This window comes from Plantibacter sp., from assembly GCF_059073635.1.
In genome coordinates, this window is record NZ_JCACOF010000010.1 from 791,778 (window position 1) to 816,039 (window position 24,262).

General features: G+C 69.7%; 22 protein-coding genes. 8 read left to right on the top strand and 14 right to left on the bottom strand.

The window, feature by feature from the left end; genetic code table 11:
- Positions 1-45: 45 nt before the first annotated feature.
- Positions 46-1,026 (bottom strand): cyclase family protein, encoded by a 981-nt coding sequence (locus AC5JOC_RS15880; protein ID WP_079706786.1) that lies wholly within the window; start codon positions 1,024-1,026, stop codon positions 46-48.
- A 225-nt stretch (positions 1,027-1,251) separates the two neighbouring features.
- On the opposite strand from AC5JOC_RS15880, the gene AC5JOC_RS15885 reads away from it, so the two are divergent.
- The 5 genes from AC5JOC_RS15885 to AC5JOC_RS15905 all read left to right on the top strand — a co-directional run bounded on the left by AC5JOC_RS15885 (position 1,252) and on the right by AC5JOC_RS15905 (position 6,829).
- On the top strand, positions 1,252-2,604 hold the full coding sequence (locus AC5JOC_RS15885) for an extracellular solute-binding protein (RefSeq protein ID WP_124769976.1): 1,353 nt from the start codon (positions 1,252-1,254) through the stop codon (positions 2,602-2,604).
- Positions 2,601-3,512: a carbohydrate ABC transporter permease gene (locus tag AC5JOC_RS15890; protein ID WP_124769977.1), complete on the top strand. Its 912-nt coding sequence runs from the start codon at positions 2,601-2,603 to the stop codon at positions 3,510-3,512. The genes AC5JOC_RS15885 and AC5JOC_RS15890 overlap by 4 nt, the downstream gene beginning before the upstream one ends.
- Positions 3,509-4,387 carry a carbohydrate ABC transporter permease gene (locus AC5JOC_RS15895; RefSeq protein WP_411556833.1) on the top strand — a complete coding sequence of 293 codons (879 nt, stop codon included), beginning with the start codon at positions 3,509-3,511 and terminating at the stop codon, positions 4,385-4,387. The genes AC5JOC_RS15890 and AC5JOC_RS15895 overlap by 4 nt, the downstream gene beginning before the upstream one ends.
- Positions 4,384-5,700, top strand: coding sequence for an alpha-L-fucosidase (locus AC5JOC_RS15900; protein WP_494246801.1), 1,317 nt, complete (start codon positions 4,384-4,386; stop codon positions 5,698-5,700). Before AC5JOC_RS15895 ends, AC5JOC_RS15900 begins: the two co-directional genes overlap by 4 nt.
- A gap of 64 nt (positions 5,701-5,764) precedes the next feature.
- Positions 5,765-6,829, top strand: coding sequence for a hypothetical protein (locus tag AC5JOC_RS15905; protein ID WP_411556835.1), 1,065 nt, complete (start codon positions 5,765-5,767; stop codon positions 6,827-6,829).
- A gap of 30 nt (positions 6,830-6,859) precedes the next feature.
- On the opposite strand, the gene AC5JOC_RS15910 is transcribed toward AC5JOC_RS15905, so the two are convergent.
- The 10 genes from AC5JOC_RS15910 to AC5JOC_RS15955 all read right to left on the bottom strand — a co-directional run bounded on the left by AC5JOC_RS15910 (position 6,860) and on the right by AC5JOC_RS15955 (position 18,954).
- Positions 6,860-7,180, bottom strand: a complete 321-nt coding sequence (locus tag AC5JOC_RS15910) for a hypothetical protein (RefSeq protein WP_124769981.1) — start codon at positions 7,178-7,180, stop codon at positions 6,860-6,862.
- A gap of 150 nt (positions 7,181-7,330) precedes the next feature.
- Complete coding sequence (gene araA, locus AC5JOC_RS15915) at positions 7,331-8,848, bottom strand: L-arabinose isomerase (RefSeq protein WP_056014267.1); 1,518 nt, start codon at positions 8,846-8,848, stop codon at positions 7,331-7,333.
- A gap of 115 nt (positions 8,849-8,963) precedes the next feature.
- Complete coding sequence (locus tag AC5JOC_RS15920) at positions 8,964-9,671, bottom strand: L-ribulose-5-phosphate 4-epimerase (RefSeq protein WP_071258853.1); 708 nt, start codon at positions 9,669-9,671, stop codon at positions 8,964-8,966.
- Positions 9,668-11,365, bottom strand: a complete 1,698-nt coding sequence (araB, locus tag AC5JOC_RS15925; protein WP_371413698.1) for a ribulokinase — start codon at positions 11,363-11,365, stop codon at positions 9,668-9,670. The genes AC5JOC_RS15920 and araB overlap by 4 nt, the downstream gene beginning before the upstream one ends.
- 233 nt (positions 11,366-11,598) lie before the next feature.
- Positions 11,599-13,335, bottom strand: coding sequence for a hypothetical protein (locus AC5JOC_RS15930; RefSeq protein ID WP_494246802.1), 1,737 nt, complete (start codon positions 13,333-13,335; stop codon positions 11,599-11,601).
- Between the two features lie 41 nt (positions 13,336-13,376).
- Positions 13,377-14,630, bottom strand: coding sequence for a multiple monosaccharide ABC transporter permease (mmsB, locus tag AC5JOC_RS15935; protein ID WP_085512640.1), 1,254 nt, complete (start codon positions 14,628-14,630; stop codon positions 13,377-13,379).
- A 32-nt stretch (positions 14,631-14,662) separates the two neighbouring features.
- The gene (mmsA, locus tag AC5JOC_RS15940) at positions 14,663-16,171 is read right to left on the bottom strand and encodes a multiple monosaccharide ABC transporter ATP-binding protein (RefSeq protein WP_064295024.1); all 1,509 of its coding nucleotides are present in this window, start codon (positions 16,169-16,171) and stop codon (positions 14,663-14,665) included.
- Between the two features lie 137 nt (positions 16,172-16,308).
- Positions 16,309-17,421, bottom strand: coding sequence for a multiple monosaccharide ABC transporter substrate-binding protein (gene chvE, locus AC5JOC_RS15945; RefSeq protein ID WP_079706775.1), 1,113 nt, complete (start codon positions 17,419-17,421; stop codon positions 16,309-16,311).
- A 107-nt stretch (positions 17,422-17,528) separates the two neighbouring features.
- A complete protein-coding gene (locus AC5JOC_RS15950; RefSeq protein WP_158596666.1) occupies positions 17,529-17,669 on the bottom strand; it encodes a hypothetical protein in 141 nt (46 codons plus the stop codon).
- Positions 17,670-17,934: 265 nt separating this feature from the next.
- A complete protein-coding gene (locus tag AC5JOC_RS15955; RefSeq protein WP_085512643.1) occupies positions 17,935-18,954 on the bottom strand; it encodes a serine hydrolase domain-containing protein in 1,020 nt (339 codons plus the stop codon).
- A 134-nt stretch (positions 18,955-19,088) separates the two neighbouring features.
- On the opposite strand from AC5JOC_RS15955, the gene AC5JOC_RS15960 reads away from it, so the two are divergent.
- Positions 19,089-20,108, top strand: a complete 1,020-nt coding sequence (locus AC5JOC_RS15960) for a LacI family DNA-binding transcriptional regulator (protein WP_064294998.1) — start codon at positions 19,089-19,091, stop codon at positions 20,106-20,108.
- Between the two features lie 226 nt (positions 20,109-20,334).
- Here the strand turns inward: AC5JOC_RS15960 and AC5JOC_RS15965 are convergent, their stop codons facing one another.
- On the bottom strand, positions 20,335-21,531 hold the full coding sequence (locus tag AC5JOC_RS15965) for an ROK family protein (protein WP_494246803.1): 1,197 nt from the start codon (positions 21,529-21,531) through the stop codon (positions 20,335-20,337).
- 90 nt (positions 21,532-21,621) lie between these two features.
- On the opposite strand from AC5JOC_RS15965, the gene AC5JOC_RS15970 reads away from it, so the two are divergent.
- Complete coding sequence (locus tag AC5JOC_RS15970) at positions 21,622-22,059, top strand: GNAT family N-acetyltransferase (RefSeq protein WP_274500436.1); 438 nt, start codon at positions 21,622-21,624, stop codon at positions 22,057-22,059.
- Positions 22,060-22,196: 137 nt separating this feature from the next.
- On the opposite strand, the gene AC5JOC_RS15975 is transcribed toward AC5JOC_RS15970, so the two are convergent.
- Positions 22,197-22,808 carry a hypothetical protein gene (locus tag AC5JOC_RS15975; RefSeq protein WP_079706772.1) on the bottom strand — a complete coding sequence of 204 codons (612 nt, stop codon included), beginning with the start codon at positions 22,806-22,808 and terminating at the stop codon, positions 22,197-22,199.
- A gap of 210 nt (positions 22,809-23,018) precedes the next feature.
- Between AC5JOC_RS15975 and AC5JOC_RS15980 the strand changes: the two genes are divergently transcribed.
- Positions 23,019-23,522 (top strand): metallophosphoesterase family protein, encoded by a 504-nt coding sequence (locus tag AC5JOC_RS15980; protein ID WP_121293769.1) that lies wholly within the window; start codon positions 23,019-23,021, stop codon positions 23,520-23,522.
- Between the two features lie 6 nt (positions 23,523-23,528).
- Here the strand turns inward: AC5JOC_RS15980 and AC5JOC_RS15985 are convergent, their stop codons facing one another.
- Positions 23,529-24,170 (bottom strand): hypothetical protein, encoded by a 642-nt coding sequence (locus tag AC5JOC_RS15985; protein WP_494246804.1) that lies wholly within the window; start codon positions 24,168-24,170, stop codon positions 23,529-23,531.
- Positions 24,171-24,262: the final 92 nt, after the last annotated feature.

The following is a 24,262-nucleotide window of genomic DNA, read 5'->3' on the forward strand; positions in this document are numbered from 1 at the left end:
CCTCAGCGCGCCGACGGCACCGCGAGGACGGTCTTCCGACCGCGCCTAGGGCAGTCGCGCGAAGGCGCGGACGGGGAAGGTCGCGAAGTCCTCGACGAGCGGCGGCGTCGCGGTGAAGGCGGCGCCGCTCGCGGGGAGCTGCTCGAGGCCGGTGAGGTGCTCGACCACCTGGATCCCGGCTTCGAGGAGCAGCGAGTGGGCCGGACGCGCGCCACCGGATCCCGGCTCGGTGTCGTCGATGTTGATGGAGTCGATGCCGACCAGCACCACGCCCTGCTCGACGAGGTACCGCACCCCGTCCTCGGCGAGGTAGGGAGCGTCCTTCGTGTAGGCCTCGGTCGCGAAGTGGCGGTCCCAACCGGTGTGCAGGAGGACGGCGGTCCCGCGCAGCTCGCGCTCGAGGAAGACGTTCGCGCCGATGCCGCGTTCGGTGGAGTCCTGGAGGTGGAACACCTCGGCCGGGAGGTCGACGAGCTGCTCGAGCGTCAGGCTCGCGAGGTCGCCGCCGCCGGCGTAGCGGTGGTACGGGCTGTCGAGGTAGGTGCCGGTGTTGCCCACCATCTCGATGATGTCCATCGCGAACTCGGTGCCCTCGGCGTACTTCGGGCGCGAGTCCTCACGCGTGAGGAACGGACGGATCACCGGCTCCGGCAGCCCCGGGTAGGTGCGGAGGCCGGCACGGATCGGGTGGCTGAGTTCGACGAGCGCGCCCTCCGGACGGGGGCGCACGGTGTCCGCATGCGCTGCGGCGTCCGGGATCTCGAGTCCGGCTGCCGCTGCCGCCGCCAGGATCCCGCGGGAGCCCTTGTGCTGCTCGCGCACGATCTCGAGCTTGGTGATGCGGATCTCGCCGACCATCGCGAGACCGAGGTGCGTGACGAGCAGCCGACCGACCTCCTGCTGCTGCGCCTTCCCCTTCGCCTGCGCGATGGCGGGCGGCAGGTCGAGACGGAAGTCCTCGACGGCGAGACCGCCGCCGTTCAGGAAGCTGACGGTGGCATCGAGGACGGCGCGTTGTTCGGTCATGCCCTCATTCTGACGGGTGCTGCGAACCCTGCCGAGGGATTCCCGGCCATGGGCCACCGATATCCGGCCATGACCATGGGGTTCCGTCGACTGGACGGCTGAGTGCACTCCACAAGCAGCCCTCATGAGGCTTTTGTACACAGGGCTTGCATATCACATACCTCATGCTTATCCTCGATATGCAAGGACGGTTGACGAACCCGTCCGCGGACGAGGAGAGCCCCCATGAAGCACCAACGAACCCTGTCGATCGCCGCTGCAGCCGCCACGCTGGCCGTGCTCTCCGCGTGCACGAGCGACGCCGGGGGCGAGCGTGTCGGTCGCTGCGCGATCGCAGACGAGTTCGCCGCTGGCACGCCGGTCGACGCGACGCCGTCCGGCGAGATCACCTTCCAGACCACCGCACTGAAGGCCTCGTTCTCCGAGTACTTCACCGAACTCATCGAGGACTTCGAGGCCGCCTACCCCGGCACGACCGTCACCTGGGAGGACGACCCTGGCGACGGCAGCTTCGCCACCCGGCTCGTCGCGGACGCGCAGGCGTGCTCGCTGGCAGACGTCGTGAACATGCCGCTCGCCACCGCCGGCGGGCTCCGCGAACAGGGCTTCCTCGCCGACCTCGACGCCGCGTCACCGGGCATCGGCGACGACTTCATCCCGAGCCTGTGGGACAGCCTGGTCCTCCCCGGCGACGACCACCACTACGTGCTCCCCTGGTACTGGGGCCTCATCGGCCTCCAGACGTACAACACCGAGCTCATGCAGCGCGCCGGGCTCGACCCGGAGCAGCCGCCGACCACCTTCGAGGAACTCTTCGACGCGGCCGATCAGGTCGCCGAACGGTCGAACGGCGAGTTCAGTGCCTTCTCCGCGAGTCTCGGTCTGCGACTCCCGCTCGAGTGGCAGCTGCAGGAGGCCGAGGTCATCGCCGACGACGGTTCGGCGTTCGTCTTCGCCGACGATCCGGCCGTGCAGGAGTGGACCGAGCGCATGACGCGACTCGCGCTGGCCGGCGGCATCCCGAAGGACTCGATCGCGTCCGACGACGAGCCCACCGCCCTGTTCACCCAGGGCGCGACCGTCTGGGGCTCACCGAACGCCTCGTCGCTCCGGTACGTGCAGGAGGGCAACCCGGGCGTGTACGAGCACGTGGGCGTCTCGTCCCTCCTCGACCGCCGCGGCACCGCGATCGCCGAGGTGCAGACCATCGGTGTCCCGAGCACGAGCACCAACCCGGCCACCGCCATCGCGTTCGCGCGGTTCCTCCTCGCCGCCGAGCAGCAGAGCCGCTTCATCAGCGACCCACGCATCCAGAACTTCCCGAGCACCACCGAGTCGCTCGGCATCCCGAAGCTCACGGACATCACCGGTACCGCACCCATCGACGAGGCGAACCGTCTCGCCGTCGACCTCGCCGACGAAGCGGAGATCGTCACCATCGTGCAGTGGAGCGACGCGGTCGCGAACGCGGTCAACGCCGAGCTCCAGCTGGCGCTCACCGGGAAGAAGGCGCCGCGTGAGGCACTCCAGGCCGCCCAGGACGCGGCCAACCGGGTCATCGGAGCCGACGCTCGATGACGACCGCGATCCACCTGAACGGCGCGGCGCGTTATCGACCGCCCTGGGTGCCGCTGCTGTGGTGCGCACCCGCGCTGCTCATGATCACGATCTGGAGCGTCGGGCCCTTCGTCGGGACCATCGCGCTGTCGTTCACCGACACCTCCCCGCTCGGCATGGGTGGAGCGTTCGTCGGCCTCGACAACTACCGCTCGATCCTGCAGGACCCCGCGTTCTGGTCCGCGACCGGCAACAGTGTGCTGTACGCGATCATCGCCGTCCCCCTGCTGGTCGTCCTCCCGTTGCTGCTCGCGCAGCTCGTCCACACCCGACTCCCCGGGATGGGGTTCTTCCGCTCCGCCTACGCGGCTCCGATCGTGGCGTCCGTGGTCGCGGTCGGGCTGGTCTGGCAGAACCTCCTCGGTGAACAGGGGCCCGTCAACACGGTGCTCCAGCGGGTCGGTCTCATCCAGCAGGCGGTGCCGTTCCTCTCCGAGGGGTCGCTCATCCTGCTCAGCGCCATCGCCCTCACGGTGTGGCGTGGGCTCGGGTGGTACCTGATCTTCTACCTGGCGGCGCTCTCGAACATCCCTCGCGAGTTGTACGAGGCGGCCGAGCTCGACGGCGCCGGCCCGACGCGACGGTTCCTCACCATCACGGTGCCGGGCACCCGCCTCACGATGCTCCTCGTCGGGCTCCTCGCCGGCATCGGGTCGCTCCGCGTGTTCAGCGAGGTCTACCTGCTCGGCGGCGCCACCGGTGGTCCGGGAGGCGAGGCACGGACACTCCCCTTCTTCATCCGCGACGCAGCGCTCGACCCGATCACCGGGAACGCGGGCTACGGTGCGGCCGCGAGCGTGGCACTCTTCGCCCTCACCGCGGTGTTCGCCGTGCTGGCGCAGCGCTTCGGCGGGGAGCGGGACGCATGAGCGCGCGCATCGAGCAGTCGCCCGCACGACCGCTCCTGCGGCGTCGGCGTCGGCGCTGGTCGAGGACGACACCGGTGCGGTACGCGCTCCTGCTCCTCGTCCTCGTCATCTCCGTCGGCCCGCTGCTGTGGCAGTTCCTGTCGTCGCTCAAGGGCTCCGGCGAAGCACTCTTCGGGCGCGACGCCACCCTGTTCCCACAGCTGCCGACGTTCGACGCCTACGTCACGATCTTCCGGCAGATCCCGATGGACGCCTACCTGACGAACAGCGCGATCGTCTGCGCGCTCACCATCGCCTCCCAGGTGGTGCTGCCGACCGCAGCCGGGTACATGCTCTCCCGACGCGGCTGGCGCGGGCGGCGGGTCACCTTCACCGTGCTGATCGTGTCGATGGTCGTGCCGTTCGAGTCGATCATGGTGTCGCTCTTCCTCATGACCCAGGAGCTCGGTCTGCTCGACACCCTCGTCGGCGCGTGGCTCCCCGGTGCGGTCTCCGCGATGAACGTCCTCATCATGCGGGCCTCATTCACGGCGGTGCCCGACGAGATCGAAGACGCCGCGTTCCTCGACGGAGCCTCGGAGTGGCAGCGGTTCACCGCCCTGTTCCTGCCGTCGTCCATCGGCGCGATGCTGGTCGTCGTCGTCAACTCGTTCATCACCGCGTGGGACGACTTCCTCTGGCCGCTCCTCGTCCTGCGGAGCGAGTCGTCGTTCACCGTCTCGCTCGGACTCGCACGACTTTCGGCGTCGTCGTTCGGGTTCGACCCCAGGGTCGTGATGGCCGGATCCATCATCGCCGTCGTCCCCGTCCTCGTGGTGTTCATCGTGCTGCAACGATGGTTCCACCGAGGCGTCGCAGCAGGAGGAGTCAAGTGAGTCGACAGCCGCACCACCACGAGCATCGTCCCGTCCCGACCGAGGGCCAGTTGCGTTGGCAACAGGACGGCTTCGGCGTGTTCTTCCACTTCGGGGTCAACACCTTCGCCGGCAAGGAATGGAGCGACGGCACCCTGCCCGCCTCGAGCTTCGATCCGAGCGACCTCGATGTGCGGCAGTGGGTGCGCGTCGCGGCCTCGATCGGCGCCGGATACGTCATCCTCACCGCGAAGCATCACGACGGGTTCTGTCTCTGGCCGACCACGACGACCGACTACAGCGTCGCATCCTCACCGTGGCGGGACGGCCACGGCGACATCGTGGCCGAGCTCGCAGCAGCCTGTCGCGAAGCGGGTCTCGGACTGGGGCTGTACCTCTCGCCGTGGGATCGCCACGCTCCCGAGTACGCCGACGAGGCGCGCTACGCCGAGGTGTACGCCCGGCAGCTCACCGAACTGTGCACGAACTACGGCGAGCTCGTCGAGCTGTGGTTCGACGGCGCCGGGTCCGAGGGGTACACCTACGACTGGCCCGGCATCACCGCCATCATCGAACGACTCCAGCCGCAGGCGATGGTGTTCAACATGGGCGCCCCGACGATCCGCTGGGTGGGTAACGAGAACGGTCTCGCCGAAGACCCGGTGCGGTACGTCGTCGACCACACCGACTTCAGCAACTACACCGTCGTCACCAGCCGGTTCGAGGAGGCCCTGTACCTGCCGCCGGAGTGCGACGTCTCGATCCGCCGCGGCTGGTTCTGGCACCCGGACGACGAGCCGAAGTCGATGGAGCATCTGCTCGCGATCTTCTACCGGTCCGTCGGACTCGGCGCGAACCTGCTCCTCAACCTCCCACCCGACACCCGCGGGCTCCTCCCCGACGCCGATGTGGAACGCGTGACCGCCTGGGCCGCGGAGCGCGACCGCCGCTTCGCGCGGCCGATCCCGGGAACCCTGACCGCCGACGGGTCGACGGTCACCGTCACGTTCGCGGAGCCGGTCACCATCGATCACCTCCGGCTGCACGAGGACCTCACCGCCGGGCAGCTGATCGACCGCCACGAGGTCCGGACACCGGACGGCCGCACGCTCGTCGAAGCCGGTTCCGTCGGCGTCTCGAGGGTGCACGTGTTCGAACCGGTCACGACCGATCGGCTGACGATCGGGCTCGTCCCCGACGTCGTCGATGAGGCGGGCCGCTCTGCGGAAGCGCCGACACCGACGCTCCTCGCGGTCACCGCGTTCCACACTGGCTCGAGCACCGTCCCCGAGCTGCCGGTCGGGTACGAGGCTCCGACGGACGCCCCCGACTGAGCCGGCCGCGCCTCGACGCGGAACTAGGCTGGAGGGCGTGCAGGCGCTTCCCGAACCACTCGACATGAGTGCGCTCACCCGGCCGCTTCCCCGACACGAGGTTCACGAGCAGTGGCGAGCCTTCGTCAGGGAGGACCCCGGCGCCCGCGATCGCATCGGGCGAGTCCGACGGCTCACCACCACCCTCGGCGCGATCGGCGGACTGTTCGGCATCTTCTTCTTCGGCCTGGTCGGCCTGCTCGCCTACGCTCAAGGCGGCAGGAACGCGGGAGGGATCGCCTTCGGCATGGGCACGCTCGTGGTGGTCATGATCCTCCTCGCCGTGATCCTCGTCCGCATGACGATCCGGGTCTGGTCGCGTAGGACCATGCGACGCACACACCTCCGCCTCGCCAGCTTCGCCGAGGCCAACGGGTTCGACTACCGCGTCGGTCCCATCGCCCTCCAGCGCGACATGCCCTGGCGGAGCCGCGGGTCGGTGAACCTCCACCGAGTCCTCCGGAGCCGGGAGCCGCGCGGCATCGAGATCGCCGACTACGAGGTCATCGGCAACCGCAAGAACCTCGCGGCCCCCTTCGGTGGCTACTGCGCACTCCGGATGCCCGTCGCCCTCCCCCACATCCTGCTCCGCGCCCAGGACGGCCGCCGCCGAGGGATGACTGGCGCCGGCGCCCCGGCCGATGCGCAGCGGCTCAGCCTCGAGGGCGGGTTCGACCGCCACTTCCAGCTGTACTGCCCGGTCGGCTACGAGGCCGATGCCCTCTATCTGTTCACGCCCGACGTGATGGCGCGACTGCTCGACCACGTGCGCGGCTTCGACGTGGAGATCGTCGACGACTGGCTCCTGCTCGTGACCAGCGACGATCTCGTCACGACGAAGGTCGACGATTGGCAGGACATCGCCGCCGCTGTCGACGCCGTGGACGACCGCGTCGAACGCTGGGCACGGTGGCGGGAGACCCGAGGTGACCGGCGAAGCGCCAAGACGGACGAGTCGGCCTCGACCGCGGCGGCCGGCCGCGTCAGCACCCGTGGTCGGCGCCTCAGCGTCCGGATGAGCGTCGACGACATCCTCATGTGGAGCGCGCTCGGGCTGTTCGTCGTCGGCACGATCATCGGGCTCCGGTAGCGCGCTCGAACGCTCCCGAACCGATCCGGGTCAGTCGCCGTACTCGTCGAGGAAGGTGTCCGACTCGGCATCGAGCGCACATCCCTCGGCGGCGGCCTCGGCCGGGGTGCGGTCGCCGGCGTCGACGATGCGGCTCGACTGCTCCTCGATGCACCGTTCCATCGCCCGCTCGGCGGCCGCTGGGTCGGCGGCGGTGAACCCGCCGGTCGCTGCGACGATCGCGAGGACCGCTCCGACGCCGGCGACGAGGACGGTCCCACCGATCGCGAGCTTCCACCCGAGCCTCGTCGGCTCGGCCGTCCCCTCATCGCCCGGCTCGTGCTGCTCCGTCTGCGTGAACACATCCGTCATCGGTCGACCCCCGTCGCTCAGCGCACCACCCCCGGCACGTCGCCCCAGGCTAGCAAGCGCCGTCGTCGCACCGCACGATCGACGACACCACGACGCGAGACGGCCTCCCGCCGGTGGGCGGGAGGCCGTCTCGATCGGATCGTCCCGGGGCTAGAACCCCTGGGCGAGGCGGTAGTACGCGTTGTTCCAGCGCACCTCGCGCTGGAAGTCGCGCGTGGTGGTCGACTCGTCGATCACGAGGAGCTCGGTCTTGGCGATCTCCGCGAAGTCGGCGAACACCTCGACCCCCACGGCGGTCGACATGACGGTGTGGTGCGCGGCACCGGCGGTCAGCCAAGCGGCGGCAGACGTCGCGAAGTCCGGAGCCGGCTTCCACACGGCGCGCCCGACGGGCAGCTTCGGCAGGGCCTCGATGGGCTGGACGACCTCGACGACGTTCGCCGTCAGCCGGAAGCGGTCGCGCATGTCGCTCATCGCGACGACCACGGCGGGGCCGGAGTCGGCCGTGAAGACCAGGCGCACCGGGTCCTCCTTGCCGCCGATGCCGAGCGGGTGCACCTCGAGGGTGGCACGAGCCGAAGAGAGCGTCGGGCTGACCTCGAGCATGTGCGCCCCGAGGATGAGCTCGTTGCCGGGCTCCATGTGGTACGTGTAGTCCTCCATGAGCGACGCGCCACCGGGGAGGCCGGCACCCATGACGGACGCGGCGCGCACGAGGACGGCGGTCTTCCAGTCGCCCTCCGCACCGAAGCCGTAGCCGTCGGCCATGAGGCGCTGGACGGCGAGGCCCGGCAGCTGACGCAGCTCACCGAGGTCTTCGAAGCTCGTCGTGAACGCGGCGAAGTCGCCGGCCTCGAGGAAGGAGCGCAGGCCCAGCTCGATCGCGGCACCGTAGCGGAGCGACTCGTGCCGCTCGCCACCCTTGCGCAGCTCGGGGACGACGTCGTACAGCTCCTCGTACTCGGCGACGAGCGCGTCGATGTCGGCGTCCGTCGACGCGTGCACGGCCTCGGCCAGCTCGTTGACGCTCCACGTGTTGACCTGCACGCCGAAGCGCAGCTCGGCCTCGGTCTTGTCGCCCTCGGTGACGGCGACGTAGCGCATGTTGTCGCCGAAGCGCGCGAGCTTGAGCTCGTGCGTGGCCGCCCAACCCGCAGCGGCGCGCTGCCAGGTGCCGACCTCACGCTGAACGCGCGGGTCGGAGACGTGGCCGACGACCGTCTTGCGGGCGACGCCCAGACGCGTCTGGATGTACCCGAACTCGCGGTCGCCGTGCGCGGCCTGGTTGAGGTTCATGAAGTCGAAGTCGATCTCCGACCACGGCAGCTCGACGTTCGCCTGCGTGTGGAGGTGGAGCAGCGGCTTCTGCAGCGCGTCGAGCCCGGCGATCCACATCTTGGCCGGGCTGAAGGTGTGCATCCAGGTGACGAGACCGATGACGCTGTCGTCGGCGTTCGCGTCGAGCATCGCGCGACGGATCGACTCGGAGTCCTTGAGGACGGGCTTCCACTCGATCCGCACGGGGACGTCGGCGGCGGCGCCGAGCTCGGCGGCGATGGCCTGGGACTGCTCGGCGACCTGACGGAGGGTCTCCTCGCCGTAGAGGTTCTGGCTGCCGGTGAGGAACCAGACGGTGTAGTGGTCGAGCGTGGTGGTGGGCTTCGGCATGGGTGGGTTCTTTCTTGAGGTCGTTTCGGTCCCTGAGCCTGTCGAAGGGCGGGACCGTGGTGGGGTGGCCCTGCGACAAGCGCAGGGACCGGGATCGGACCGGAGGTCAGTCGGGTTAGAGCGCGCCCTGCGGCGCCTGGCCGTAGACGTTCTGGTAGCGGTCGAAGAGGGCGTCGATCGCCTCGGTCGGCATGGGCTTCGGCTCGCCGAGCTGACGCGAGATGTGCACGGTGCGGGCGACGTCCTCGACCATGACCGCGGCCTTCACGGCGTCGCGGGCGTCCTTCCCGATCGTGAACGGACCGTGGTTCTGCATGAGCACCGCGCGCGACCGGTGACCGGTGAGCGTCTCGACGATGCCGCGTCCGATCGAGTCGTCGCCGATGATCGAGAACGGACCGATCGGGACCTCCCCGCCGAACTCGTCGGCCATCGCCGTGATGACGCACGGGATGGGCTCGGCGCGTGCCGCCCAGGCCACCGCGTAGGTGGAGTGGGTGTGCACGACGCCGCCGACCTCGGGCATATGCCGGTAGACGTATGCGTGTGCCGCGGTGTCGCTCGACGGCGACCGCTCAGCACCGGGCGTGCCCGGGATGACGTTGCCGTCGAGGTCGCAGAGGATCATGTTCTCGGGCGCGAGGTCGTCGTAGTCGACGCCGGAGGGCTTGATGACGAAGAGGTCGGCTCCCGGCACCCGCCCGGAGACGTTGCCGCCGGTCCAGATGACGAGCCCGTACCGGACGAGCTCCCCGTGCAGCTTGGCGACGTCGGACCGGACGCGCGCGATCGCGACCTCGATCTCGGGCGAGTAGGTGTTCACGCGGTTGCTCCTTCGAGGGCGGTGGTCTCGGTGTCGGTCGGCAGGCTGTCGACGCCGCCACCGAGGGCGGCTCGGCGGATGCGCTTCAGGCGCTTCATGACGTCGTTGGCGCCACGACCGAAGTAGTCGTGGAGCGTCGCGTACTCCGCGTAGAGCAGGTCGTACGCGTCGGCCGCGGCCTCGTTCGGCGTGTAGACGGCGCGGTTCACCTTGCCCATCGCGGCACTGGCGGCCGGGACGTCCGGGTAGGCACCCGCGGCGACGGCGGCGTGGATGGCCGAGCCGAGCGCCGGCCCCTGGTCGCTCGCGGTGATCGAGATCGGCAGGCGCAGGATGTCGGAGTACGTCTGCATGAGGAAGGGGTTCCGCTGCAGACCGCCGGCGACGATGAACTCGGTGACGGGGACGCCCGAGGCGTTGAACGTCTCGACGATCTTCCGGGTGCCGAACGCGGTCGCCTCGAACAATGCGCGGTAGACCTCCTCGGTGCGGGTCGTGAGTGTCAGGCCGAGGACCGTGCCGGAGAGCTCGTGGTCGACGAGGACCGAGCGGTTGCCCGAGTGCCAGTCGAGGGCGACGAGCCCGTGCGCGCCGACGGGCTGGTCCTGGATGAGCGAGGTGAGGTACTCGTGGATGCTGACACCACGCGCCGCAGCCTCCTCGGTGTACCGGGCGGGGACCTGGTTCGCGACGTACCAGGCGAAGATGTCGCCGACGCCCGACTGCCCGGCCTCGTAGCCGTAGAGGCCGGCGATGATGCCGCCGTCGACGACGCCGCACATGCCCGGGACCTCGCGGAGGACGTCGCCGTTCATGACGTGGCAGGTGGAGGTGCCCATGATCGCGACCATCTGGCCGGGCGAGACGGCCTGCGCCGCGGGTGCTGCGACGTGCGCGTCGACGTTCCCGACCGCGACCGCGATGCCCTCGCGGAGACCGGTCCACGCAGCGGCTTCGGCCGACAGGGTGCCGGCGGCGGCGCCCAGTTCACCGATCTCGTGGGCGACCTTGTCGTCGGCGAACCGCTCGAACGCGGGGTTGAGGGCCGCGAGGAACTCGTGGCTCGGGTAGGCACCGTCCTGGTAGATGCCCTTGTAGCCGGCGGTGCAGGCGTTCCGCACGTAGGTGCCGGTGAGCTGCCAGATGATCCAGTCGGCCGCCTCGACCCAGTGGTCCATGCGCTCGTAGAGTTCGGGGTCCTCCTCGAGGAGCTGGAGTCCCTTGGCGAACTCCCACTCGCTCGAGATGAGGCCGCCGTACCGCGGCAGCCAGGACTCGCCCCGCTCGGCGGCGAGCTCGTTGATGCGGTCCGCCTGCGGCTGCGCGGAGTGGTGCTTCCACAGCTTCACGTAGGCGTGCGGGCGGTCGGCGTACTCGGGCAGCTCGTTGAGCGGCGTCCCGTCGGCGATGACGGGGACCATGGTGCAGGCGGTGAAGTCGGTGCCGATGCCGATGACGGCGGCGGGGTCGATCCCGGCGGCCTCGACGGCGCGCGGCACAGCGGATTGCATGACGGCGACGTAGTCGGCCGGCACCTGCAGCGCCCAGTCGGGCGGCAGCGCGGCGCCGGTCGAGGCGAGCTCACGGTCCATGACGGCGTGCGGGTAGTCGAGCACCGCCGACCCGAGTTCGGCACCGTCGGACACACGCACGACGACGGCTCGGCCGGACAGCGTGCCGAAGTCGACACCGATCGTGTAGGTCTCTGCGTGCGTGGCTGTCGCCTGCTCGGGGGCGCTGGCGGCCGGGTTCTGCTCGGTGTTCACCGGTGGGACTCCTTCGTCGATCTGGTGCTCGGTTGATTCGCGATGCTGTGGTGCAAGCGGGTGGGGGCGGATGCTCGGCCGGGTGGATCAGGGCTGGGCCGCGCTCCAGTGTACAACGTTGTATATTGCCGTGGCCATGGACAGGGCGATGCGATTTCGACTCATGCGAGACCGCCCATCGCCTCGATGACGGCGCGGGTGTCGAGCGGCTCGGAATCCGGCGCCTCAGCAGCGCCCACGGTCCCCACGATCCGGCCCGCGCGGACGGCGACGACCCGGTCGCAGACGGCCGCGAGCGCCGCAGGGTCCTCGCTCGAGACGACGACCGCCCGGCCGGACGCCGCGAGCGATCGGATCAGGGCGTACCGCTCAGCCCGCCGACGTCCGTCCTCGGAGCCGGGGGCGCCCGCCCGACCGAACGGTTCGGCGAGCAGCACGGCGCGCGCCCGCGTGTCCGCGATGATCCGGAGCGACTCGGTGAACTGGTCGGCGTCCGGCCCGCGGTGCACGCCGGGGAGCGCGGCGACCAGGCCGCTCGGCACGGTGGTCGCCCGGTAGTCGCGCCGCGGGTCGGCCACACCGAGCCGGACCATCCTCGTGAGGGCGTCCGGGGAGACGCTCGACGGTACCCCGCCGAGGAAGGAGAGGTCGAAGCGGATCGGGTGCTCCGTCGTGTAGAGGACCCCCGCGGCGCGCGCCAGATCCGTCGTCGAGACGTCGACCGCCGCACCGTCGAGCGCCACCGAACCACGGGTCCGTGCGCCGTACGACCGGCCGAAGACGCTCAACAGCACCTCCCCGGCACCGGAGTCGGGCGGACCGAACAGCCCGAGCACCTCCCCCGGCGCGCAGGCGAAGGACAGGTCGTCGACGACGATCCGCTCAGGGTCCGCCGGGTGGCTCGCGGTCCAGTGTTCGACGGTGAGGCCGGCAGCCGTCACCGACGATGCGATCACCGAGGCACCGTCCGACGTCGATGATCCGCCGGCAACCGGACGGAACGCGTCGACGCCGCCCACCCCGGCGGCCAACGCCGCGAGCACCTCGCGTTCACCGTGCACGGCCGACAGCCGGATCGGGGGCGACGGGTCACCACCGACGGCGATCACGGTCGCGGCCGATGCGACGCTCGCCAGCCCGGTCACGGCCCCGGTCGCGAGCAGGACACCGGGTGCGGGGTCGGCGGTTCGAGGAGCTCGGGCCACCTCGACCATCGCCTGCTGCCAACGCTCGACCTCGTCCGCTCGGAGTGCGGGGCCGCTGTCGTCGATCACGATGAGCGACGCCTCCGCGGCGACCGCCCTGGCGAGCTCCACGAGCCGACGCTCCACGACCGACAGGGCACCGGCGGAGTCCGCGGGTGACCGGTCGAGCCCGACGACGCCCAGGGCGCGGTGGATCCGCTCGGCATCGCTCTGCCTCAAGGACGTCCGGTCGGCGAGCGGTCCTCGGAGGAGCCGCATGACCGCCTCCCGCAGTCCCACCCCACGCTCGGACCCGAGCAGCACGTTCTCACCGATGGTCTGCGACCAGCTGATGGCCTGCCCGGCCGTCACGACGGCCACCCCGGAGGCACTCGACGCGGCCCGGGACGACAACCGCGCCGGCCTGCCGTCGACGAGCACCGTCTCGGAACCGGACACCCTGGCCGCGCCGCGCGGTCCGGTGGACGTCCCGGACAACCGCGCGATCAGGTGCCGGAGGACCGGCACCGGTCCGAGCACGGCGTGCACCGTACCGAAGGGCACCTCGAGCAGCGGCCGGCCGTCCCGCAGGATCGCGAGCGCCGCCGGCGGGACCGACGAGGAGTCGCGCTCAGCGGTCGCATCGCCACCACGCACGGAGGCGAGGGCACCGGCCAGGTCGCCGGTGCTCTCGCCTCCGTGGTGGATGTCCATGCGTCGGATCGATCCGGGTTCCGCGGTCGCGGACCTCGGGATCAGCGTCCGCCGCTGCGGCGCTTGTTGTAGACGTCGAACGCGACGGCCAGCAGCAGCACGAGGCCCTTGACGGCCTGCTGCCACTCGATGCCGAGGCCGATGATCGACATACCGTTGTTCAGCACACCGATGATGAGACCACCGATGATCGCGCCGCCGATGGTACCGACGCCACCCTGCACCGCGGCTCCACCGATGAAGGCCGCGGAGATCGCCTCGAGTTCGAAGCCGTCACCGGCCTTCGGACCGGCGAGGTTCAGGCGGGCCGTGAAGATGAGGCCCGCGAGCGCCGCGAGGAAGCCCATGTTGACGAACAGGAAGAAGTCGACCTTGCGGGTCTTGATGCCGGACAGCTCCGCGGCGTGACGGTTGCCACCGATCGCGTAGATGTGGCGGCCGAAGACCGAGCGGTTCATGACGATGCCGTAGACGAGCACGAGGACGGCCAGCACGATGAGCGTGACCGGGATGCCCTTGTACGCGGCGAGGGCGTACACGAAGAAGCCGATGCCCGCGATGATGAGGACGAGCTTGGCGACGAACCACGGGAACGGCTCGGTGTCCTGGCCGTACTTCTGACGGCCGAGGCGCGTGCGGACCTGCTGCACGACGAGGCCGACGACGGCGATGACGCCGATGCCGAGCGTCAGCGGGTCGATCGGGAAGTCACCGAACACGTCGTTCAGGAAGCCGTTGCCGAGCGCGCGGTACTCCGCCGGGAAGGAACCGATGTTGGCGTTGCCGAGCACCACGAGCGCGAGGCCGCGGAAGATGAGCATGCCGGCCAGCGTCACGATGAACGCCGGGATCCCGACGTAGGCGATCCAGAAGCCCTGCCAGACACCGACGAGCGCGCCGATGGCGAGCGACAGGATGATCGCGATCCACCACGGCATCTGCATCTGCACGGCGAACACACCGGAGACCGCACCGACGAAGGCCGCGACGGAACCGACCGACAGGTCGATGTGGCCGGCGATGATGACCATCACCATGCCGATCGCGAGGACGAGGATGTACCCGTTCTGCACGATCAGGTTGGAGATGTTCTGCGGCCGCAGCAGGATGCCGTCGGTGATGACGGCGAAGAACACGACGACGAGCAGGAGGGCGATGAAGATGCCGTTCTTGCCGAGGTCGCTGAGGATGTGGGTCAGCCAGCTCGTGAAGCGGTTGGTGGCCGGGTTGACGAGGCCGCCGGCGGCGGTGCCGTCGCCTGCCGGGACGGTGGGTTTGGTGTCCAGATCGGACATTGCGGTTCTCCTTCGATCCGTCCGCGCCCGCGTCAGCGGGGCTTCTCCATGGTCATGAGTTTGAGGAGCGCTTCGGGGTTCGCTTCCTCGATCGGCAGTTCGCCGGTGATGCGGCCCTCGCTGAGGGCGTAGATGCGGTCGCAGATGCCGATGAGCTCGGGGAGCTCGGAGGAGATGACGATGACGCCCTTCCCCTCGGCGGCGAGGCGGTTGATGATCGTGTAGATCTCGTACTTCGCACCGACGTCGATGCCACGGGTGGGCTCATCGAGGATGAGGACGTCGGGGTCGGAGTAGATCCACTTCGAGAGGACGACCTTCTGCTGGTTGCCGCCCGAGAGCTTCCCGGTCTTCGCGAGCACGTTCGGAGCCTTGATGTTCATGCTCTTCCGGTACTCCTCGGCGACCTTGTACTCCTCGTTGTCGTTGACGAGTCCGCCGCGTTCGAGCTTCTTCAGCGAGGCCATCGAGATGTTCCGCTTGATGTCCTCGATGAGGTTGAGGCCGTAGTACTTGCGGTCCTCCGTGGCGTACGCGAGGCCGTTGTCGATCGCCTCCGACACCGTGCGGGTGCGGATCTCGGTGCCGTTCTTGAAGACCTTGCCGCTGATGCGGCTGCCGTACGACTGACCGAACAGGCTCATCGCGAACTCGGTGCGCCCGGCGCCCATGAGGCCGGCGATGCCGACGATCTCACCGGCGCGGACGTTGAGGTTGACGGCGTCCACCATCACGCGGGTCGGGTCCTGCGGGTGGTGGGCGGTCCAGTCCTCGACGCGCAGGATCTCCTCGCCGATGTTCGGCGTGTGGTCCGGGTAGCGGTGCTCGAGGTCGCGGCCGACCATGTCCTTGATGATGCGCTCTTCGGTGACGTCGTTCTTCACGATCGTCTCGATGGTCTTGCCGTCGCGGATGACCGTGACGGTGTCGGCGACCTTCTTGATCTCGTTGAGCTTGTGGCTGATGATGATCGACGTGATGCCCTGCTCCTTGAGGTGCAGGATCAGGTCGAGCAGGTGGTCGGAGTCCTCGTCGTTCAGTGCGGCGGTCGGCTCGTCGAGGATGAGGAGCTTCACGCGCTTCGAGAGGGCCTTCGCGATCTCGACGAGCTGCTGCTTGCCGACGCCGATCTCGAGGATCTTGGTCGTCGGGTTCTCCCGCAGGCCGACCCGGGCGAGCAGTGCTGCCGCCTCCTGGTTGGTGCGGTTCCAGTCGATGAGGCCGAGCGGCCCCTTCAGCTCGTTGTTGAGGAAGATGTTCTCCGCGATGGAGAGGTAGGGGCTGAGGGCCAGCTCCTGGTGGATGATGACGATGCCCTTGGACTCCGAGTCGCGGATGTCCTTGAACTCCATCGTCTCGCCCTCGAAGACGATGTCGCCCTCGTAGGTGCCGAACGGGTAGACGCCGGACAACACCTTCATGAGCGTCGACTTGCCGGCGCCGTTCTCACCGCAGATGGCGTGCACGGTACCGCGCTGCACATCGAGCGTGACGTTCGAGAGGGCCTTGACGCCGGGGAAGGTCTTGATGATGTTGCGCATCTCGAGGATGCTCGTGGTCTCGCCTGACACCGTGTCTCCTTACAGGTGATCGTCGTTGAACCGGGCCCTCCGACAGGCTCAGGGATCGGAAGTGATTCCGTTCCCTGAGCCTGTCGAAAGGGGTGTTGCAGGACTGACTAGCCCTTGATCTCGTCTTCGGTCCAGTAACCGGAGTCCACGAGGACCTCCTGGATGTTGTCCTTGACGACGATCTGCGACTCGAGGAGGAAGGACGGGACGACCTTCTTGCCGTTGTCGTAGTCCTCGGTGTTGTTGACCTCGGGCTTCTCACCGTTCAGCACGGCGACGGCCATCTTGACGGCTTCGCTCGCCAGCTGGCGGGTGTCCTTGAAGATGGTCGCGTACTGCTCGCCGGACTCGATGGCCTTGACCGAGTCGAGCTCGGCGTCCTGGCCGGAGATGACGGGCCAGCCGTCGCCCACCGAGTAGCCGGCGTCGGTCAGCGCCGAGATGATGCCTCGCGAGATGCCGTCGTAGGGCGACAGGACCGCGTTGACCTTGCTGCCGTCGGAGTAGGTCGACGTGAGGATGTTCTCCATGCGCTTCTGCGCGGTCTCACCGTCCCAACGGAGCGTTGCAGCCTGCTCGAAGGAGGTCTGGCCGCTGGCGACCTTGAGGGTGCCCGCGTCGATGAACGGCTTCAGGGTGTCCTGAGCGCCGTCCCAGAAGAACGTGGCGTTGTTGTCGTCGGGCGAGCCGGCGAACATCTCGATGTTGAACGGACCGGCGGGTGCGCCCTCGGTGGGCTTGCCCTCGAGGTCGACGAGGCCGAGGCCGTTGAGGACCGAGTTGGCCTGCTGCACGCCGACCTTGTAGTTGTCGAACGACGCGTAGTAGTCGACGTTCTCGCTGTCGCGGATCAGGCGGTCGTAGGCGATGACGGGGATGTCGCCGTCCTTGGCCTCCTGGAGCACGCTCGTGAGCGTGGTGCCGTCGATCGAGGCGATGATCAGGACGGAGGCGCCCTTGGTGATCATGTTCTCGATCTGCGAGACCTGGGTGGGGATGTCGTCCTCGGCGTACTGCAGGTCGACCTTGAAGCCCTCCTTCTCCAGCTGCTCCTTGACGGCGTTGCCGTCCTGGATCCAGCGCTCGGAGCTCTTGGTGGGCATCGCGACGCCGACGAGCTTGCCGTCGCCTTCGCCGCCGCCCGATCCGCCGCTTGCGCCGCCGGAGCAGCCGGCGAGCGACACGACCATCGTGCCTGCGGCCAGCGTGGCGAGGAGCATTCTCTTCTTCACTGTGTGGTTCCTTCCCTAGGGAGTTGCTTGGACGTCATTGTCATGCGCAGGTCTGTCGGCTTCGATGTGTCCAGCTCATCGAGGCCGCTCGTCGGCTACGTGGCGTTCGCGGGTGCGGGTGCGGACGCCTCGTCGTGGTGCCGGCGAGGGTGCAGGGAGAGGTGGCCGGCGGAGAGCCGGGCCGAGAGGGAGCTGTGGTCGGATCGATCGGTGCCGTGGATCGGGAGGCGGCTCATCGCCGACCTGCTCGCTCCATTGCGCTTCGTTCCCACGTCGACTTCCTCGTCACTCCGAATGTGACCGTTCACATTGTGTGTCACACGATAGCCCCAGACCTCCACCTGATGTCAAGTCGGGATGGGTCTCATTTTCATAACCGGCGACTGTCGGGGCATGGTCGCGCTCTCAGTGGGCCCGTGCGGGCACGTGCCGGGGGCGCAGGTACGCCTCGATCGGCGTGGCCGGAACCCGGGGATGTGCCCGGGCGATCCCAGTGGACGCCTAGAGTTCGGCGTCGATCGCGCGGATGACGTCCCACGCGCCGTCCTCGGAGTTCGACAGCACGACGACGTCGATGGCGTCGGCGGCCGTCGGGCCGAAGTAGGTGCGCACGATGCCGCTCGCGCCGGGGTTGACACCGTCGAGGTACATCGATCGCACCTGGCCGTCCTCGTCGACGTCGAACTCGAAGCCGAAGCCGTAGGAGATCTCCTCGTCGACCTCGATCTGCGGGGAGGTGAACTCCTCGGTCAGCTCGGCGGTGAGGATCTTCGCGTCGCGGGCGGCGCGCAGGAAGGTGATGAGGTCGGCCGCGGTGGACTGCGCACCGGCGTCCGGGCCGCCGAGCGGCGGGAAGGCGTCGGCGTTCGAGTGCCAGACGCCGTCGTCGTCGACGTCGCCGCCCTCGGCCAGGCCGGGCTCGCCCGTCCGGCGGTCGACGAAGCCCGAGTGGTCCATGCCGAGCAGCGCGAACACCTGCTGCTCGATGAGCTGGCGGTAGGGCAGCCCCGTCACGCCCTCGAGCGCGAGCCCGAGCAGCACGTAGCCCGCGTTGACGTAGTTCGCCTCTTCGCCAGGGGCCGCGAGCGGCTCCTTGTCGGCGAAGAGCGGCAGGAGGTCGGCGGTCTCGCGGATCGACGAGGCCGGGCGCTCGGCCCAGAGGTCGTCGTAGCTCTCGCCGGCGGTCTCGTCGGCGTCGTCGGCGATGCCGGAGGTGTGGGTGAGCAGGTGGAGCAGCTGGACGTCGCGGCGGATGGTGGTGCCGTCGAGGTCGACGTACTCGTGGATCGACTCGTCGAGGTCGATGTGTCCGGCGTCGACCTGCTGGAGCACGGCGGCGGCGGTGAAGAGCTTCGTGATGGACGCCGTGTCGAAGCGGGTGTCGAGCGTGATGGGCTCGTCGCGCTCCCGCGAGGCGAGGCCTCGGGCGGCCTCGAAGAGCGTCTCGTCACCGCGCTTGACGAGCACGACGCCCGAGAAGTCGGTGGCTTCGATGACGCGGGCGACGCTTTCGGTATCCATCCCCCAACGGTACCGTCGCGGACCCCTCCGTGGCTCCACGCACCCTGGGGGACCCGATCCGTCGGGGGCCTGAGGCGTGTGCATAATGGGTGCAGCACGAAATGTGACCGTGCACATCGAGGTCCGAGGAATCCGTGAGCGACGACGCCGAACGGGGGCGAGCCCCCAATATCCGTGATGTCGCGCGCCTGGCCGGGGTCTCCCACCAGACGGTCTCACGAGTGCTCAACAACCACCCGAGCATCCGCGACTCCACCCGCGACCGGGTCCTCGCCGTCATGGACGAGGTCAACTACCGTCCGAACCGGGCGGCCAGGGCACTCGTGACGAGTCGGTCGCGGACCATCGGCGTGCTCGCGAGCCAGCGGTCGCAGTACGGTCCGGCGAGCATGATCCAGGCGATCGAGAACGCGAGCAAGGACGCCGGATACCTCGTCAGCACGGCGAACCTGCCCGACGTCTCCGACGCGTCGATCGTCGCCGCCGTCGAGCATCTGCTCGCGCAGTCGGTCGACGGCATCGTGGTCATCGCGCCGCAGGTCCGGGTGTTCCGGGCGATCGAGGAGCTGCAGGTGCGGGTGCCGTTCATCGCGGTGCAGTCCGGCGGCGACCTCGACGACCACTCGATCGGCGTCGACCAGGTCGCCGGTGGACGATTGGCGACGCGGCACCTCATCGAGCTCGGGCATCGGAACATCTACCACCTCGCCGGCCCGCAGGACTGGATCGAGGCGGAGGCGCGCATGCACGGGTTCCTCGCCGAGATGAGCGCGCAGGACGTGCCGACGACCGCGCCGATCCTCGGTGACTGGACCGCCGACTTCGGGTATCGCGCCGGGATCGAACTCATGCGGGTGCGCGACTTCACGGCGATCTTCTCGTCGAACGACCAGATGGCGCTCGGCCTCATCCACGCGATCCGCGACGAGGGGTACGACGTGCCCCGGGACGTGTCGATCGTGGGGTTCGACGACATCCCGGAAGCACCGCACTTCTGGCCGCCGCTCACGACGGTGCGGCAGGACTTCGACGAGCTGGGGCGTCGTTGTGTCGCGCGATTGCTCGGCAACCTCGAGGTCGACGCCGTCGGGTACCGCGGAACGATCGAGCCGGAGCTCATCGTGCGGAAGTCGACGGGTCGCCCGGCCTTCTGACCCCTCGTGGTCGTGTGTGGTGGTGGCGCCAGCGCGGTGCGCTGACGTGAGCGCGGGTCACACGCGTGAGCGCTACCCTCCGGAGACCCGCGCTCGACGTCCACGCCCCGCGCCCACGCCGATTCGGGCGATGCTCGCGTCAGCGCACCGCGCTGACGCCGGGTGACCACGTCTCACGCCAGCGCACCGCGCTGACCACCAGGCCGACAGCACCCGAGGGCGACGATCACCAGGCGGCGGGGTCCGCGATGAGTCGATCGAAGGCGAGTTCCGCGGCACCGATGAGCAGGAGGTCCTGGCCGAGTGCCGCACGCACGATCGTGACGTCCTCGAACGGCGGGACGAGCGCCCGCTCACGGACCGCGTCGTGCAACTCCTCCGATGCCAGTTCGAGCACGATCCCGAGATGCCCACCGAGGACGACGAGTTCGGGGTCGAGGATGTTCACCGTCCCGGCGAGCGCCCGCCCGAGCGTCCTGGCCTGCCGGACGACCTCCTCCCGCATCGCCCCAGCCGGATCGGCCGCGATGCCCTCGGCGAGCGCCGCTTCGAGGACCGCGTCGTCCCCGGCGGCGAGGCCGGCGACGTGGAGCAGCTCACTGCGTCGGACGGCGTCTTCGAGCGCGTTGCCGGCGGCCGTCGCCGAGGTGTGACCGAACTCCCCCGCGTACCCGCGCGCACCACCGACGGGTCGGCCACCGGCGATGATGCCACCACCGATACCGCTCGCGCCACCGTTCAGGTAGACGAGGTCGTCGATGCCGCGGCCCGCCCCGAAGGTCCGCTCCGCCCGAGCGCCGAGACTCGCGTCGTTGGCCGCGAACACCGCTCGACCGGTCGCGGCACGCAGCCGTTCGACCAAGGGCTCGTCGACCCACCCGAGGTGCGGTGCGAGCCGGACGACCCCGTCGGCGTCCCGGACGAGACCGGGGATCGCGAGCCCGATCCCGCCGCCACCGCGCGCTTCGTCGGGCAGGCGGTCGGCGAGTTCCTCGACCAACTCCGCGATGATCGCCGTCGCCTCGGCCGCCGTCGGTGTCGTGTCGACCTCGCGACGCACGCGCTCGAGGACCTCGCCGCCGAGTCGCACGGCCGCCACCGTGATCGCGTCGAGTTCCGGGTTCGCCGCGAAGGCGACGGCTCGCGGGCCGGCTGAAACGAGTGGCGACGGCCTGCCGACACCCTGTCCGCCGACCGGGACCGACTCCGTGACGATGCCGATCGAGGCGAGTTCCGTGACGAGCGCGGCGACCGTGGACCGGTTGAGGCCGGTCGTCCTCGTGAGCGCCGACCGCGACTGCACCCCGCCCTGGTGCACGAGCTCGACGATCCGCCCGAGGTTGCGACGGCGCACCGAGTCGAGTCCGCTCCCCATGCCGGATCCGCCCGCCGGACCCGCCCCGACCGCTGTCGACTCGCTCACACGCACACCCTCTGCTCGATCCCTCCAGTGTTCCCTATCCGGGCACGCGCCGGTTCACCCGCCACCGGCCGTGGATGGTTGACTGGACGGATGCCCGCCGCCTGGACACTCCGCCCCGCCACCATCGACGACTCGACCTGGATGGCCGAGTTGCGCGCCGTCGTCATGCGGCCCGACCTCGAGCGCCTCGGTCGCTACGACGAGACCCGCGTGCGCCAGCGCTTCCTCGACGGATATCGCCCGGAGCACACCTCGGTGATCGAGGTCGACGGCGTCACGGCCGGGCTGGTCGCCCTCCGTCCGGAAGCCGGCGAGCGGTGGGTGGAGCACTTCTATCTGGCGCCCGAGCACCAGGGCGCTGGCCTCGGCACCGCGGTGCTCTCGCGGCTCCTGTCCGATGACGGCGATCCGCGCCCGTTCCGTCTCAACGTGCTGCAGGGCAGCCCGGCCCGCCGCCTCTACGAGCGCCACGGCTTCACGCTCGAACGCGAGGACGAGGTCGACGTCTGGATGGTCCGCCGAGGCTGAACACCCAGCGGCACGGCAGCAGGAGATCGGCACCGCAGCAGGACGTCCGGCTGAGGAACGTCCTGCCACCGAGCGGATCTCCTCCTGCCACGACGCCGGCACCGGCTAGCGGGTGAGCCGCGCGACCCCGGAGCCGCTCACGCCGGCTGGCGGACCGTGGTGACGATGTCGACGAGGTGCGGGTCGGCCGGCGCGGAGCCGAAGCCGAAGCGCACGGGCGGGTCGAGTCGGGCGAGGGTGCCGAGGTCCGCACCGGACCAGCTCGCGGTGGCGGCGGTGATGCGGCGAGCGCCGGTCACGCCGTAGTACTCGCGTCGACCGTTGCCGGCGGAGCCCGCCGTCCGGGCGCCGGGTTGGAGCACGCGGGCGAGGGGGTCGATGGTCTGCAGCCAGACGGGGTTCACGGCCACGGGTTTGGGGACGACCCGGAGCGCACGACCGAGCGGCGAGCTCCCACCGATGCGGAGGGTCGTGTCGAGCGGACCGCCCACGAAGCGGAGCCCCGTCGGCAGGCGCGTCCAGCCGACGGTGCCGATCTCGACGTCGTCGAAGGTGTACGTGGTGGAGATGAAGTCGGCGATCTCCTGCGTCGGCGCGAGCAGCAGGCGTTTGCCGCGGGAGTCCTCGATCATCGCGTCGGCGAAGGAGCCGAACGGGGACGTGGACCAGAGCCCGAGGACGATGCGGACGCCGCCCGTGGTGCCGTAGCCGGCGATCCTCCCGGAGAAACGAAGGTCGGTTGCGGGCATGGGATCACCCTAGTCGCCCACTCTGCGGGAGTGTCCGTGAACGGCGGTCCGCGGCCCGGTCCCCGAGCCTGGTCCTGTCCCTGGCGCCGGTCCGGTCCGGTCCCTGAGCCTGCGAAGGCGCCGCTCGACCAGCGCCGGTCCCGAGCGGGTCGACGGGCGCGGGAGCACCACCCGGTTGACGGCGTCGGCGCGATCCGCTTCCGTGGGAACATGCCGACCTCGCTGCTCCTCCTCGCCGACACCCACCTGCCGAAGCGGGCGAAGGTCCTGCCGGACGCGGTCTGGGCCGCCGTCGACGCAGCGGACGTCGTCGTCCACGCGGGTGACTGGGTCGACGAGGCGACCCTCGACGCCCTCGAAGCCCGCGCCGCCCGCCTCGTCGGCGTCTTCGGCAACAACGACGGCCCCGGCCTCCGCGCGCGTCTTCCCGAGGTCGCGCGCTTCGAGCTCGACGGGCTGCGGTTCGCCGTCGTCCACGAGACCGGGGCGGCGACCGGTCGCGAGCGACGGGCCGACGAGGCCTTCCCCGACACCGACGTCCTGGTCTTCGGGCACAGCCACATCCCGTGGGACTCGGTCTCCCCCGCCGGTCTGCGTCTGCTCAACCCCGGGTCGCCGACGGACCGCCGTCGTCAACCGGAGTGCACGATGATGACCGCTCGGGTTGAAGACGGCGCGCTCAGGGACGTCCGGGTCGTCCCGGTCGCCCGCTGAGGCGGATCAGCCGCAGTACTCGCTGTCGATCTTCGCTTCGTCGCGGACGACGATGCCGTCGACGAGGTCGTCGGTCACGGAGAAGTTGATCCAGTGTCCGGCGTCGTCGGTGACGGCGTAGAAGACGGCGTACTTGCCCTGCTGCTCGGTGAGCGCCGGGTAGGCGGCCCGGAGTTCCTCGAGGGTCGATCCGACGCCCACGCCCTCAGCGGTCGTCGGCGAGGCTGCGACCGCCGCAGACGCGGGCCCGCCCCACGCCTGCAGGACGATCTGGTTCACGACGCCGGTGCTCTGCGGATCGGGGAGCCAGACGGAGGGCAGCCCGTCGGCGGCGTAGGCGGTCACCCACGGGCAGGCCTCCTGCGTCGCGACGGTGAAGGCGGTCATGAACGACGCCGTGCCTTCGATCGGCGCGCCGACCTCGATCGGGCCGAGCCCGGTGAACGACACGATCCAGGACGCGGGATCGGCGAGGTCGGGACCGGTGGGCGTCGGCGACGGTGTCGGCGTGGCCGTCGTGGTCACGGTCTCGGTCGGTGCGGGCGTCGATGCTCCCGCGCCGCCCGAGCATCCGGCCAACGCCAGTGCTGCTGCGATCGCCAGGACGGTGACGACCGGACGTCGGTGTGCTCGTGTGAACGACATCATTCCCCCAAATGTGTGCTCGGATCAGCCCATCCTCGCACACCGACCGGTCCCACCCCTGCCCGCGAACTGTCACTTCGGCACAGTTCCAGCCG

Coding starts and splice junctions, on each gene's coding strand:
- AC5JOC_RS15880 (WP_079706786.1), bottom strand. CDS start 1,026: ATGACCGAACAACGCGCCGTCCTCGATGCCACCGTCAGCTTCCTGAAC.
- AC5JOC_RS15885 (WP_124769976.1), top strand. CDS start 1,252: ATGAAGCACCAACGAACCCTGTCGATCGCCGCTGCAGCCGCCACGCTG.
- AC5JOC_RS15890 (WP_124769977.1), top strand. CDS start 2,601: ATGACGACCGCGATCCACCTGAACGGCGCGGCGCGTTATCGACCGCCC.
- AC5JOC_RS15895 (WP_411556833.1), top strand. CDS start 3,509: ATGAGCGCGCGCATCGAGCAGTCGCCCGCACGACCGCTCCTGCGGCGT.
- AC5JOC_RS15905 (WP_411556835.1), top strand. CDS start 5,765: ATGAGTGCGCTCACCCGGCCGCTTCCCCGACACGAGGTTCACGAGCAG.
- AC5JOC_RS15910 (WP_124769981.1), bottom strand. CDS start 7,180: ATGACGGATGTGTTCACGCAGACGGAGCAGCACGAGCCGGGCGATGAG.
- araA (WP_056014267.1), bottom strand. CDS start 8,848: ATGCCGAAGCCCACCACCACGCTCGACCACTACACCGTCTGGTTCCTC.
- AC5JOC_RS15930 (WP_494246802.1), bottom strand. CDS start 13,335: ATGGACATCCACCACGGAGGCGAGAGCACCGGCGACCTGGCCGGTGCC.
- mmsB (WP_085512640.1), bottom strand. CDS start 14,630: ATGTCCGATCTGGACACCAAACCCACCGTCCCGGCAGGCGACGGCACC.
- mmsA (WP_064295024.1), bottom strand. CDS start 16,171: ATGCGCAACATCATCAAGACCTTCCCCGGCGTCAAGGCCCTCTCGAAC.
- chvE (WP_079706775.1), bottom strand. CDS start 17,421: ATGCTCCTCGCCACGCTGGCCGCAGGCACGATGGTCGTGTCGCTCGCC.
- AC5JOC_RS15950 (WP_158596666.1), bottom strand. CDS start 17,669: ATGAGCCGCCTCCCGATCCACGGCACCGATCGATCCGACCACAGCTCC.
- AC5JOC_RS15955 (WP_085512643.1), bottom strand. CDS start 18,954: ATGGATACCGAAAGCGTCGCCCGCGTCATCGAAGCCACCGACTTCTCG.
- AC5JOC_RS15970 (WP_274500436.1), top strand. CDS start 21,622: ATGCCCGCCGCCTGGACACTCCGCCCCGCCACCATCGACGACTCGACC.
- AC5JOC_RS15975 (WP_079706772.1), bottom strand. CDS start 22,808: ATGCCCGCAACCGACCTTCGTTTCTCCGGGAGGATCGCCGGCTACGGC.
- AC5JOC_RS15980 (WP_121293769.1), top strand. CDS start 23,019: ATGCCGACCTCGCTGCTCCTCCTCGCCGACACCCACCTGCCGAAGCGG.
- AC5JOC_RS15985 (WP_494246804.1), bottom strand. CDS start 24,170: ATGATGTCGTTCACACGAGCACACCGACGTCCGGTCGTCACCGTCCTG.